A 12,091-nucleotide genomic window follows, 5' to 3' on the forward strand; every position below is an offset into this window, starting at 1 on the left:
TCTGAGGGGTGGTCAAGCCCCCATTTTATAGACACTGAAAAAAGCCCCTAGGCTATAAGCTGCTTCCGATACTCTTTCGGAGGCAGCTTATTTAACTTTCGTTGTGGTCGACTTTGGTTGTAAAATCGAATATATTCTTCTATTCTCCTTTGTGCCTCGTCCATATTTCGGATATCATAGGGGTAGAGCCCTTCCGTTTTGAGATGCGAGAAGAAGCTCTCCATCGAGGCATTATCATAACAATTGCCTCGGCGAGACATGCTGATTCGGGCGCCAACCTTTGGCAGCATGTCATGGTACGCATGGGACGTGTACTGGAATCCCTGGTCGCTGTGAACGATGAGGCCAGTCACGTCTTTTTGCTGTTTAAAGGCTTGTCGAAACGTCTGTAAAACCAGTTCGTTATCATTTCTATGGCTCATCTGGTACGCGATAATTTCGTTATTGAACAAGTCTTTAATCGCAGACAGATATAGCCAGCAATCCCCCACACGATATTGCGTGATATCTGTGACCCATTTTTGGTTAGGTTTGTCCGCCTTGAAATCCTGTTTTAGCAGATTTTTCGCCACACGACCTTTCGTAGAGGAAGCATAGTTGCAGCGATGTTTCCGGCGAATTTGTGAGCGGATTCCCAAGAACTGCATGAGCCGGAGTACCTTTTTATGGTTCATCCAGACTCCGTGATCGTGCTGCAAAAATAGTTGAATTTGGCGATAGCCGTAGACCCCGTTATACTGCTCATACACTTTCTTCACAAGTGCTTTCGCGTCCCGATCTCGATCTGCTCCTCTACGCTTTAAGAAGGCGTAATATCCACTTCTGGAGACTTTGAAAAGCGTACACAGTTTGCTAATAGGATAGTCTTTCGCAGCTTTCTCAATGGTTATATATTTGTGTGCTTCATCTCCTGTATCCAGATTTCCAAACACTTTTTTAGCATGTCATTTTCCCGTCTCAGCTTCTGTACATACCTATCCTGGTCGATATACTCCTTACGCCGTCCTCGCTGGTCCATTAGCCCGAATTCACCGAGTTGCTTGTATTTGCGCATCCATTCTTTTAATCGATGTCGATCTGCGATCCCAAACTTCTCCATGAGTCTACGATACGTCCAACCTTCTTCAATATGGAGTCGTATGGCCTCTACCTTGGTTTCAAACGTATACTCGTTAAACTTTGTTCCCTTTTTCGCCGGCATAAAAATGCACCCCTTAGATTTCATCGGATAAACCAGGGGTTTATTCCAATGTCTATTCTAAGGGGTGCACTTCAGGGAGCAGCTTGGTCGTTTTGGATTTTTTTAAATTGTTGTCCATCTTCCGGGTGAACGCTGCTCCATATTTATCAATTTCCTTGTAGTTATTCGGACTGAAACGATAAATAGTCCGGTACAATCCTTTTTCTTCGAATTTACGCGTTTCAGAAAAGGCTTCATTCTCCAAGTTCGGAATCGGAAGCATTTTGGTCATTTCTACGCCTGTAAGCTTTTCCAACGCTTTGGTATAGGCCATCACATGGACTCCACCCCGCACCAACAAGTAGCCTACGATCTCGCGTACGACAGGGTTGTCAGTCATGGAAGTCTGAGCAGATACAATAAAATGATTCAAGTAAGCCTTCAAGACACATGTTGACGGCCCATCAAGCTAGGGGCTTATAACATATAGTGTAAACAAGGTGAGATGGAACTAAACGGTAAATGTACTGGTTAACAACCTTATTTCAAATGATTCATTTTGTGTAGTTCGTTTAAAGTACATACGAGAAGGAAATCATGTATTAACATGACGATAGATTCCTGCGGAAAACATATGATATAGAGAAGGAGAGATGAAATCATGGAAGCATTATACACAGCATCAGCAACGGTACATGGTGGAAGAGACGGTTCAGTCGCTTCATCTGATGGAGTTTTGAAGCATAAGCTCAGCACGCCGAAGGAACTGGGTGGCGCAGGTGGAGAAGCTACGAATCCGGAGCAATTGTTTGCGGCAGGCTATGGTGCCTGCTATGAGAGCGCATTGGCTAATGTGGCCCGGAAGGCTAAGGTGAAGGTAGACAATGTTGAGGTCACCAGCCACGTATCTATCGGCAAGGACCCACGCGATGGCGGCTTCCAGCTGGCGGTACGTCTGGATGTGAAAATACCCGGTATTGAACGCGCTCAGGCCGAAGATCTGGCACGCCAAGCGCATGATTTTTGTCCGTATTCCAAAGCAACACGCGGTAACATTGATGTCGAGCTTAATGTCATTTGACTGCATTTCTATAACTTTTACACTCTGGCCGCCGATTTATCGGTGGCTTTTGCACATAGATCTTGATTCGCTGAGATTTGTGACCATTTGACATCATCGCCAAAATTCATTAAGATGGCTTAGGTGATTCTGGTCATCAGGTACGAAACAAATTTGAAAAATACGGGTGATATGATGTCTTACAGACCGAATATTGTTAATTTCACGCTGGCTGGCAGCAACGAAAAAGAAGGGCTTTATGAGTTTAAAATGAGTTTGGCCGATGGAACGGAGTGCCGCGTTTTTTCTCAACGTAATCCGGAGTGGACCTTGACGAATATTAGTCGACTGCTAACGACGCCTTGCCCGGTATGCCATAAGGATTTTATCTGCAAGTGTATGGATAAGTTCCATGAGGAGTTTTTAGAGCAAATTAATACGAAACAGCTGTTTGAGAAAGCATTGAGCTAGTTTTTCGAACAGGTAAAGACTATACATTTCTAAACAAGCGTCGGATACTTTCGGCGTTTTTTTGTTTATATTCATATGGTTGCGTTGCTGGTATTCATGCCGTTGATTTTCTTGGAGGTGAAATGCATTTATGAACCAGACTGATCATGCTCATTCAGATCATTCCATTGTGTTGGTAGATGGGGTATGCCACTTTTGTCAGGGAGCGGCCCGCTTTATTATCAAGCGTGACCCTAAGGGAACATTTCATTTTGGTTCCCTGCAATCCGAGGCAGGACAAGAACTATTACGTGCAGGAGGACTATCTACAGATCAGCTGGATACGTTCGTGCTGATTGAAGACGGTACGTATTATACAAGGTCCACCGCGGCTTTGCGAATTGCCAAACGTCTTCGTTTTCCATACCCGCTGGCCTATGTGTTCATCCTGGTTCCCCGCTTTGTGCGCAACGCTGTCTATAACTGGGTGGCGCGTAACCGATATCGTTGGTTTGGCAAGGATGAAGAGGATCAATGTCAGATCCCCCCACCAGAAATCAGACAACGATTTTTTTAGTTGCTTTTTTAAGTTTCTTTTTTGGAGCGATGTCTACGAATTAGTAAGATCACAGCGATCACGATTAGTATCAGGCTCGTAACAGCTACATACACGATATGTCGTACATTGGGTACGTTAACAGACAATTTTAGCTCGTTAGATTCCAAAGGAGCAATGTCCCAATACAGTGTTTTTCCGTCTTCCGACACACGGTCCGCATTATTGGTAGCAGGTTGGATGGGTAAGGATAGGCTGAAGTTAAGATCCAGCTGCCGCTCCAGTAATTTGCGCGCAAACACATTCATTTGCTCAAATTTATCACTCAGTCCTTGAGCTTCTTCAGGAAGCATCCGTGGTAGATCGAGCTTCATGGTAAGATCAATATGCGTTGTGAAAAAATGTTGGCTCACAGCGCGCTTTATTTCTAATCCCTCAGGTAGATTTAATCCCTGACTGGGATTTTTTTTGTTTGTGCTCCAATCTCCTTGATAATGCCCCTTGATTTGATATCCCTTTCTTCCCTGTTCAGCTAGCGGCTGTACATCTACATTGTTGCTTTGAATACGCTTGACTAATCGATCTAGCAGCCCGGGATTGTCCAACATCATCAGTGTCTGGTTGTTTACACTGAACGTTGCATCCAGATCTACACTTTGATCGAGATGAACATCTACATGGATGTCACCCCGAGCACATGAAGTAAGGGTAAGCAGACAACACATTAGCATAAAAATGAACAGTATTTTTCGTATTAGATTTTGCTGACGTTGGTTCCGATAAGGACTGTATCCAGTTTGCTTCATGACCTGCCCCTTCTTTAAATACGTTCTTTAATTTTACTATTGGATATCTTCTATATATTACACATTGGGAGAACGAAAATCGAACGGTATAACGAAAAACATAAGAATTATATTTTTTAAAAAATGTTTCCCTAGGTAAAAACTTTAGTGTATACTCTAAAATATAGTATTTATAAAAAATAATTGAATCAAGGAAATAGTTTGTCCCAAAACGAAGTTCAAAGGAGGATTTTAAAACATGAACAAGCAGTTTAAGAAGGCTTTGCCGCGATGGGTAACGACAGTTGGAGTATTGTCTCTAGCTCTGGTTTTAGCGACTGCATGTACCGATGCTAAGAAGAAGGAGCAGGGAACTGCGAGAGAAACAGGACAAAAAATAAAGGCTACGGCTACCATCGGTATGATCTCTGACATTGTCCGCAAGGTCGGCGGTAATCATGTGGAGGTCACGGGAATTATGAAGTCAGGCGTTGACCCGCATTTGTACAAGGCTTCTCAGGGAGATATGCGCAAGCTAGATCAGGCCGATGTTATTTTTTATAACGGGTTGCATCTGGAAGGAAAAATGCAGGACATTCTGGAGAAGATCAGCAAGCAAAAACCCGTCATACCCGTGTCCAAAAACATCGCACAGGATCGGTTGCGTGCAGGTAGCCCGGAAATGGGATCTGAGCATGATCCACATATCTGGTTTAACGTACAGAATTGGATGTCTGCGGTAGAAACCGTCAGAGATGAATTGTCGGCGCTAGACGCTGTTCATGCGGAGGAATATAAGGCCAACGCAGAAGCCTATCTTACTGAGCTGCGAGAGCTGGATGATTACACGAGAGAGCAGATTGCCAGTATACCGGAAGCCCAGCGAGTGCTTGTCACGGCACATGATGCTTTCGGCTATTTCGGGGATGCCTACCACATTCAAGTGAGAGGACTTCAAGGTATGAGCACAGAATCAGAAGCGGGTTCTCAAGATGTGACCAAGCTGCGAGATTATCTGGTCGAACATAAAATCAAGGCTATATTCGTAGAATCTAGTGTTCCGAGAAAGGCCATAGATGCGGTTATTCAAGGGGCCGCTCAGCAAGGTCATACAATTAAGGTTGGTGGCGAGCTGTATTCGGATGCCATGGGTGAAGAAGGCACAGAAGATGGCACATATATTGGAATGGTCAAACATAACGTTAATACGATTGTTAAAGCTCTTAAATAAGGAGGCAAAGATACATGGGGCATTCACCACTTGTCGTTCGTGATTTATCGGTAGCTTATCAAAAAAAGCCCGTTTTGTTCGATGTTTCCTTTGAGGTGCCGGAAGGCAAGCTGATTGGTATTATCGGCCCGAACGGGGCTGGGAAATCTACGTTGATCAAGGCAGCGCTTGGACTGATTCCAAAGCTTAGGGGCGAGGTGCTGGTCTACGGCAAGCCCTATAAGCAACAGCTGCTCAAGGTTGGCTATGTACCACAGCGGGAGTCGGTGGATTGGGATTTTCCGACGAACGCATTGGATGTGGTTATGATGGGACGGTATGGCAGATTGGGCTGGTTTAAGCGTCCGGGTGCAGCAGATCGTCAGGCTGCGATAGAGAGTTTGGACAAGGTTGGAATGAGCAAATATGCAGACAGGCAGATTAGTCAATTGTCTGGCGGTCAGCAACAACGTGTTTTTTTAGCCAGAGCACTCGCACAGGATGCTCAGCTTTATTTTATGGATGAACCGTTTGTCGGTGTGGACGCTGCAACAGAAAAAGCCATTATTTCGCTGCTCAACGATCTGAAACAGCAGGGTAAAACCGTGCTTGTCGTTCATCATGATTTATCTACAGTCACGGATTATTTTGATCAGGTTATGCTGTTGAACGGGCATCTTATGGCGTTTGGAGAGACGACAGATATTTTTACCGAGGAAAATCTGCAGCGTACGTATGGTGGGCGTCTGAGTATACTCAAAACAAGCCCGGATTCCGGTACGATACTCGGAGTGAGGTGAGCAGTATGACAAGCTTGGCAACGCTTTTGACCGACCCGAATATGCAGTGGATTTTGCTGGGCTGCATTTTGCTCGGTTTAAGCAGCGGAGTGATTGGAAGTTTTATGTATTTGCGCAAGCAGTCGCTCATGGGAGATGCTTTGGCACATGCAGCTTTGCCGGGGGTATGTGTGGCTTTTATGATCACAGGTACAAAATCCGTGTTTGGATTTATGATTGGGGCCGCCATTGCAGGGATTGTTGCGACCTTTGCCATCAGTGCGTTAACCCGGTATTCACGAATTAAAAGCGATTCCGCGATTGCAGCGGTGCTGTCGGTATTTTTTGGCTTCGGCATTATGTTGTTGACCGAAATTCAGCATAGTGGCGCAGGCAACCAAAGCGGATTGGATAAATTTCTATTTGGTCAAGCTGCGGCAATGGTATTGTCTGATGTCTATACGATGGCGGTAATTTCGGTGGTACTCATCGGAATATGTATATTATTTTTCAAGGAATTTAAGTTGCTCAGCTTTGATCCCGGCTTTGCCCGCGGACTTGGTTATCCGGCAGGTTTGCTGGATAAGTTGTTGATGCTATTGATTGTCATTGCGGTGGTTGCTGGCATTCAGGCCGTGGGAGTCATTATGATGGCTGCCCTGCTGATTACCCCGGCCGTGTCGGCAAGATACTGGACAGAGAAGCTGGGTGTCATGGTGTGCCTATCAGGCTTGTTTGGTGCTATAGCAGGCCTTGGTGGGACGCTCATTAGCTCTCTGGGGCAAAATCTGCCTACAGGACCGTTATGTGTGTTGTGTGCGACTGTGGTGTTTGGAATGAGCTTGATTTTTGCGCCGCAGCGCGGGATGATCTCCAAGGCTATCGTTCGGTTGAACGCCAGAAAAAATTTGGAGCAGACAGTCGGAACACAGCCAAGGGAGGAGCGTGCCCTATGAGTTCATTTTATGTAATTTTGACGGGAATGTTAGTGGCAGGGGGATGTAGTATCGTTGGGTGCTTTCTCGTGCTCCGAAAAATGGCTATGATCGGTGATGCAATCAGTCATGCGGTACTACCGGGGATTGTCATTGCCTTTCTCATCAGCGGATCGAGGGATTCGGTGTGGATGATGTTTGGTGCGGCTGTGCTGGGTCTTCTAACGGTGTATCTGATTCAGCTATTCCAACAAAGCGGTCTGCAAAGTGATGCTGCCATTGGCGTGGTGTTTACGACATTGTTCGCTATCGGTGTTTTGCTGGTCAGCGTGTTTGCTTCCAATGTCCATCTGGATATGGATCACGTTTTATATGGGGAAATTGCTTATGTGCCGTGGAATACGTTCGAGATTGCCGGCTTCGATGTCGGTCCGAGGGCTGTGTGGATTACGGGCGCGATGTTTTTGATCAATTTGCTCGTGATAGGAGGCTTTTTCAAGCAATTTAAAATTACTTCCTTTGATCCCGCATTAGCAGCTTCGTTGGGCATTCCAGTTGTTTTTTTTCATTATCTGCTGATGAGCCTCGTCTCGCTAACGACGGTGGCATCATTTGAGAGCGTGGGCGCAATTCTGGTGGTTGGCATGCTCGTTGTGCCGCCGCTTACCGCTTATCTGCTGACGGAGAAGTTGTCTCGTATGATTGTATACAGCGTCGGATTTGGAGCCATCAGTTCGGTCGCAGGCTTTTACACAGCAAGTGTATTGGATGCTTCTATTGCTGCATGTATGCTATGTGTATCGGGTGTGTTGCTGCTTTTGGCTTTTCTCTTTTCCCCGTCTCACGGTGTGATATGGCAAAAATTATTTCAACAACGGGGGATCGTTAGCGAAGATAGCAAGTGATTGTAGGAAGTGATCCCATATGAGTTACCCAAAATAGCGTGTATTCAGGCATAAGAGACCTGAATGCACGTTTTTTGCGCTTATACTGCCCTGCGCGGCTTTTTTTGGAGCAAGCTTGATTGATCATCTTGAATTGATTGGGACACGGGAGTACATTCATTACAACCATATAAGAATGAACGGAATGAGCGGTTACGCTGGGGGAGGAACGAAAGTGGAGAGCTTCAAACGTAAATCACCAGAGGAAATACTGGATTCGATTAACAAACTGCATCGAGGCAGACTCAAAATATACATGGGTGCGGTCAGTGGCTCGGGCAAGACGTATCATATGCTGCAGGAGGGACAATCGTTGCAGCATGAAGGTATTGATGTTGTGATTTGTGCGGTCTCAACCATGCAGCGGCCTGTGACCGTCGAACAGGTCGGCACGCTGGAGCGCGTGCCTAGTATTCATTGGATAAAAGATGGTGAGGAGCAAAAGGATCTGAATGTGGAAGCTTTGGTGGTACGAAATCCCGAGGTGGTACTGGTGGATCATTTGGCACATCATAACCGGAAAGACGCCCCATTTCCAACACGGCTGGAGGATATTCGGTATTTGCTGGAGCAGGGAATTAGCGTCATTACGACGGTTAATGTTTATGAACTCGAAGGAATTACGGAGTGGGTATATCAGCTAACAGGCTTTGAAGCGGAATATACGGTTCCGGTTGATACACTGGAGCTGGCGGATGAAATTCGTCTGATTGATGCCACCCCGGAGATGATTTTGGAACGGCTGGCGAAAGGCTACATGCATACGCCCAATCCTGAGATGTTTCACCGGGGAAATCTGGGTAAATTGCGTGAGCTAGCCCTGCGATTGGTAGCAGAGGATGTGAATGATTCGCTGGAACGACACCGGGAGGAGTTAGGCTTGCACGGGGCGTCAGGAGCGGCAGAGCGTATTTTGGTACCTGTTCAATATCATTGGAATGGGTCTATTTATGTACGTAGGGGGGAACAGGTCGCCAAGCGGTTGGGTGGAGATATGCTAGTAGTCTCCTTTGTCAGCTCGAAGCGCAAGCTGTCCAAGGAATCAGCAGCCTTCAAGCGTTCGATTGAGCAGTTGGCTGACAAGATCGGATCAACATTTGAAGAAATCCCGCTTTTTTCCCGCAGAAGGTTGCCTCGTCAACTGATTCATTATGCGGTGACGCACAATGTTACCCGAATTGTTATGGGGCATTCTCGGCAGACTCCGTGGCAGGAGCTGATGAAAGGATCGCTGGTGAATGGGATTTTAAAACGAATGAAAAATATGGATTTGCTGCTGATTGCGGACCGGGCCGAGCAGGAGGGTGAACGGATTTTGCCAACAATGAGACAGGAGGAGGGAGATAATGATCCGTATCATCGTTTGAGCGTTGAGGAAGCACAGGCTGAGGCAGCCAAAATCCTGCGGGGCAAGCTCAAGGTATACATTGGCGCTGCTCCGGGGGTCGGCAAAACATACACGATGCTGAGAGAGGGGAATGATCTGCTGGAGAGCGGGATCGATGTAGTTATCGGACTGCTGGAAACGCATGGAAGAGCAGAAACACTGGCACAAGTAGGCTCTCTGGAGATGATTTCCCGTCAGTCCATTGAGCGTCATGGTGCACACTTGGAAGAAATGGACACCGAAGCCATTCTCCGGCGTAATCCCGAGGTAGTGCTTATTGATGAGCTGGCACATACCAACGTGCCCGGAAGTATGAGATCTAAGCGCTATGAGGATGTGCTTACGATTTTGGAACAAGGTATTTCTGTGATATCCACAATGAATGTACAGCATCTGGAGAGCCTGAATGATGCGGTAGAACAGATTACTGGCATACGAGTGAGGGAGACTGTTCCCGACCATATGATGCGTCTGGCCGATGAGGTACAGCTTGTTGATGTGGCTCCTAAATCGTTACAGCAACGTATGCGTGAGGGCAAAATATACGATCATGCGAAGGTGGAACAGGCACTTAGCCACTTTTTTAAACTGGGCAATCTGATTGCGCTGCGTGAACTTGCTTTGCGGGAATTGGCAGATGACGTAGATGAGCGGCTGGAATCCTGGGATCGACACGAATCACTTCGGGGACCGTGGCGCAGGGAGGAAGTGATCTTCGTAGGCGTGACGCTAAGTGAAAATGCTGAAAGGTTGATTCGCCGTGGTTTTCGTATCGCCTTTCGTCTGAAGGCTGTGTGGATTGTGACTTATGCTCATGTCGGTGAGCGTATACCTGAGAGACTGAGCCCTCGTCTGGAACAACTAAAGCTACTGACCCACCGACTGGGGGGGACCTTTGAGATACGGCTTGTTTCCAGCCGATGCGAGATTGCCGACATTTTGATTGCTCCGGTGGAAGGATATTCAGGTACACAGCTCATCGTGGGGCAGTCTTCCCGAAGTAGTCGTTGGGGTAAGTCTGCGGTTGTGCCAAGGATTCTCCGTCAAGCACGTCATATGGATGTTCTCATTGTGGCGGATTATGATCCGGATATTAAGCTGGAGGTAGATCATTAATTAGCCTAGTAAATTCATAAATAGTCATATGCTGGTTACCGATGGTTCGCTGCTTCCATAGTATATTCTATCTCAAAGAAATGGAGGCGAATTTGAATGTATAAACATCGTAAGCATGATTGTCATTTTCCAAAGCCGAAAAAACGTGTCTTTAAGAAGATCATTAAGGTGACTGTCATTAAGTTTAAACCTAAATTTAAACGTGATCACTGGAAACATGAAGATTTTGATAAGAAATGTCATTGCCGGAAACGTCGCCATCATCGCCATCATGACTGTCATCGTCGTCACCACAAATTCTACTAAGATGAAGATGGTAGGAGGCGGGGCTAGACTGCCCGCCTTCTCCTAGTACGAGGATTTTGGAAGATACTTGCACAAAAAATACTTGCTCTAATATAAGCGCTATGCTATTCTACCAGTAAATAGATTGCACGTGACGGAAGCACCGTTCACCAACCGTATGTACTTACGGATGGATGAACGGTGCTTTTTTGCGTTGTTGTGTTAGGGAAAGGGATGAGCGTTATGGTTCCAGTGAAAGTGGTATTGGCTGTAGAAGGCCGGGATTATATTGAGCCGCTGCTGAATTATGTTCACGGAAGCGAGTACGCCAGAAGGCTGAGAATAACGGCTTTTTCGCAACCGGAGGCATTTCATCAATACATGATGGAAACCAGCGGAATGAAAAGACCGGATGTGGTGGTTGGTGAAGCGGCTTTTTTGAATCTATGGACAGATAGGGAAGCTGCTGATATTCCTTGTTTGGTATTGCATGAGGGAGAACAAGTGAGCGAATATGGACAGCCTTTATTAAAATATCAGCCTTTATCTGAGCTGGTCGGTTTTATTTTGGAAACGGCGAGACAGAAGTCGAACGGTCGGAAATGTGTAAACAGCCGGGAAGGTGGACTGATTATCGGCATGGTAGCAGCTTCCGGCGGACTGGGCAAGACAACGGCCGCACTCAATATGTCCAAACAGCTGGGGAATGAGGGATATTCGGTATTCTATCTGAATCTGGAGACGGTGGATTCAAGCTCGTTGTTCACTGGTTCAGGCAGTGCTAGCGGAGCAGAAGGAGAAGGGCTGTCCAGGCTGCTCTATGATCTCAAGGCGGAGGGGAATGAGGGCATTCCATTATCTGTGGCAGCCTATTGTGTTCGCCGCCCTGAAATTCAGGCGGATACTTTTCAGCCTGTCTATAATCGTAAGGAACTGACGGACATGACTTGTGATGAAGCGAAAGAACTGATTCGAACGGTTGCCGAAAGCGGACAGTATGATGTAGTGATCGTAGATGGCGATTCTGAAAAAGGTGACCGGGCTCAAGCGGTGCTTGAAGCTAGTCATAAGCTGATCTGGTTGCTGGCAGACGATTTAATGAGCATGCACAAGTGCGGATTATGGCTGGATGTTTTAGAAACCACGCAGCCTGAAGGACTTGAAGATATGATATGTAAAACCAGCTTTGTGGTGAACCGTTATATGGGAACTATGATCAACTCGTTACCTCGTGACTTCATGGAGTTAAACGGAGCGTTACCCTATATACCTTCATGGAAGCAGATGCAGCACCGTGAGCTACTGCTTAGTTCACCGATTTATCAGCGGGAAATTCGTCATCTGTGCCACGAGCTGCTGAATGTGGACAGTGTAACACATCCGCCCGCCGTTTGGTCTTAAAAG

12 protein-coding genes and 1 pseudogene are annotated in these 12,091 nt (G+C 46.4%); 9 read left to right on the forward strand and 4 right to left on the reverse strand.

Annotation, left to right across the window (positions count from 1 at the left end):
- Positions 1 to 47: 47 nt before the first annotated feature.
- From ACYCSE_RS15730 to ACYCSE_RS15740, 3 genes and pseudogenes are all read right to left on the reverse strand, one after another.
- Positions 48 to 932 carry an IS3 family transposase gene (locus tag ACYCSE_RS15730; protein ID WP_459698730.1) on the reverse strand — a complete coding sequence of 295 codons (885 nt, stop codon included), beginning with the start codon at positions 930 to 932 and terminating at the stop codon, positions 48 to 50.
- The gene (locus ACYCSE_RS15735) at positions 887 to 1,201 is read right to left on the reverse strand and encodes a helix-turn-helix domain-containing protein (protein ID WP_025722639.1); all 315 of its coding nucleotides are present in this window, start codon (positions 1,199 to 1,201) and stop codon (positions 887 to 889) included. The genes ACYCSE_RS15730 and ACYCSE_RS15735 overlap by 46 nt, the downstream gene beginning before the upstream one ends.
- Before the next feature lie 92 nt (positions 1,202 to 1,293).
- A pseudogene (locus ACYCSE_RS15740) lies at positions 1,294 to 1,580 on the reverse strand (manganese catalase family protein); the annotation flags it as partial.
- Between the two features lie 261 nt (positions 1,581 to 1,841).
- Here ACYCSE_RS15740 and ACYCSE_RS15745 point away from each other — a divergent pair.
- The 3 genes from ACYCSE_RS15745 to ACYCSE_RS15755 all read left to right on the forward strand — a co-directional run bounded on the left by ACYCSE_RS15745 (position 1,842) and on the right by ACYCSE_RS15755 (position 3,267).
- On the forward strand, positions 1,842 to 2,261 hold the full coding sequence (locus ACYCSE_RS15745; RefSeq protein ID WP_061829570.1) for an organic hydroperoxide resistance protein: 420 nt from the start codon (positions 1,842 to 1,844) through the stop codon (positions 2,259 to 2,261).
- 123 nt (positions 2,262 to 2,384) lie between these two features.
- Positions 2,385 to 2,711 (forward strand): hypothetical protein, encoded by a 327-nt coding sequence (locus ACYCSE_RS15750; protein WP_025722703.1) that lies wholly within the window; start codon positions 2,385 to 2,387, stop codon positions 2,709 to 2,711.
- Between the two features lie 130 nt (positions 2,712 to 2,841).
- Complete coding sequence (locus ACYCSE_RS15755; protein ID WP_061829569.1) at positions 2,842 to 3,267, forward strand: thiol-disulfide oxidoreductase DCC family protein; 426 nt, start codon at positions 2,842 to 2,844, stop codon at positions 3,265 to 3,267.
- 8 nt (positions 3,268 to 3,275) lie between these two features.
- On the opposite strand, the gene ACYCSE_RS15760 is transcribed toward ACYCSE_RS15755, so the two are convergent.
- Positions 3,276 to 4,052: a DUF3153 domain-containing protein gene (locus tag ACYCSE_RS15760; RefSeq protein ID WP_459698733.1), complete on the reverse strand. Its 777-nt coding sequence runs from the start codon at positions 4,050 to 4,052 to the stop codon at positions 3,276 to 3,278.
- Between the two features lie 238 nt (positions 4,053 to 4,290).
- On the opposite strand from ACYCSE_RS15760, the gene ACYCSE_RS15765 reads away from it, so the two are divergent.
- The 6 genes from ACYCSE_RS15765 to ACYCSE_RS15790 all read left to right on the forward strand — a co-directional run bounded on the left by ACYCSE_RS15765 (position 4,291) and on the right by ACYCSE_RS15790 (position 12,088).
- Positions 4,291 to 5,262: a metal ABC transporter solute-binding protein, Zn/Mn family gene (locus ACYCSE_RS15765; RefSeq protein WP_459698735.1), complete on the forward strand. Its 972-nt coding sequence runs from the start codon at positions 4,291 to 4,293 to the stop codon at positions 5,260 to 5,262.
- 14 nt (positions 5,263 to 5,276) lie between these two features.
- A complete protein-coding gene (locus ACYCSE_RS15770) occupies positions 5,277 to 6,041 on the forward strand; it encodes a metal ABC transporter ATP-binding protein (protein WP_459698737.1) in 765 nt (254 codons plus the stop codon).
- Between the two features lie 5 nt (positions 6,042 to 6,046).
- A complete protein-coding gene (locus ACYCSE_RS15775; protein WP_069291389.1) occupies positions 6,047 to 6,976 on the forward strand; it encodes a metal ABC transporter permease in 930 nt (309 codons plus the stop codon).
- Positions 6,973 to 7,860: a metal ABC transporter permease gene (locus ACYCSE_RS15780; RefSeq protein ID WP_459698740.1), complete on the forward strand. Its 888-nt coding sequence runs from the start codon at positions 6,973 to 6,975 to the stop codon at positions 7,858 to 7,860. The genes ACYCSE_RS15775 and ACYCSE_RS15780 overlap by 4 nt, the downstream gene beginning before the upstream one ends.
- 214 nt (positions 7,861 to 8,074) lie before the next feature.
- A complete protein-coding gene (locus ACYCSE_RS15785) occupies positions 8,075 to 10,402 on the forward strand; it encodes a histidine kinase (protein ID WP_459702531.1) in 2,328 nt (775 codons plus the stop codon).
- 528 nt (positions 10,403 to 10,930) lie between these two features.
- Entirely contained in the window at positions 10,931 to 12,088 is a 1,158-nt protein-coding gene (locus ACYCSE_RS15790; RefSeq protein WP_459698742.1) for a P-loop NTPase family protein, read from the forward strand.
- The last annotated feature ends 3 nt before the right edge of the window (positions 12,089 to 12,091 follow it).

The organism is Paenibacillus sp. SEL1, assembly GCF_054602535.1.

Coding starts and splice junctions, on each gene's coding strand:
- ACYCSE_RS15755 (WP_061829569.1), top strand. CDS start 2,842: ATGAACCAGACTGATCATGCTCATTCAGATCATTCCATTGTGTTGGTA.
- ACYCSE_RS15775 (WP_069291389.1), top strand. CDS start 6,047: ATGACAAGCTTGGCAACGCTTTTGACCGACCCGAATATGCAGTGGATT.
- ACYCSE_RS15765 (WP_459698735.1), top strand. CDS start 4,291: ATGAACAAGCAGTTTAAGAAGGCTTTGCCGCGATGGGTAACGACAGTT.
- ACYCSE_RS15770 (WP_459698737.1), top strand. CDS start 5,277: ATGGGGCATTCACCACTTGTCGTTCGTGATTTATCGGTAGCTTATCAA.
- ACYCSE_RS15760 (WP_459698733.1), bottom strand. CDS start 4,052: ATGAAGCAAACTGGATACAGTCCTTATCGGAACCAACGTCAGCAAAAT.
- ACYCSE_RS15790 (WP_459698742.1), top strand. CDS start 10,931: ATGGTTCCAGTGAAAGTGGTATTGGCTGTAGAAGGCCGGGATTATATT.
- ACYCSE_RS15735 (WP_025722639.1), bottom strand. CDS start 1,201: ATGCCGGCGAAAAAGGGAACAAAGTTTAACGAGTATACGTTTGAAACC.
- ACYCSE_RS15745 (WP_061829570.1), top strand. CDS start 1,842: ATGGAAGCATTATACACAGCATCAGCAACGGTACATGGTGGAAGAGAC.
- ACYCSE_RS15780 (WP_459698740.1), top strand. CDS start 6,973: ATGAGTTCATTTTATGTAATTTTGACGGGAATGTTAGTGGCAGGGGGA.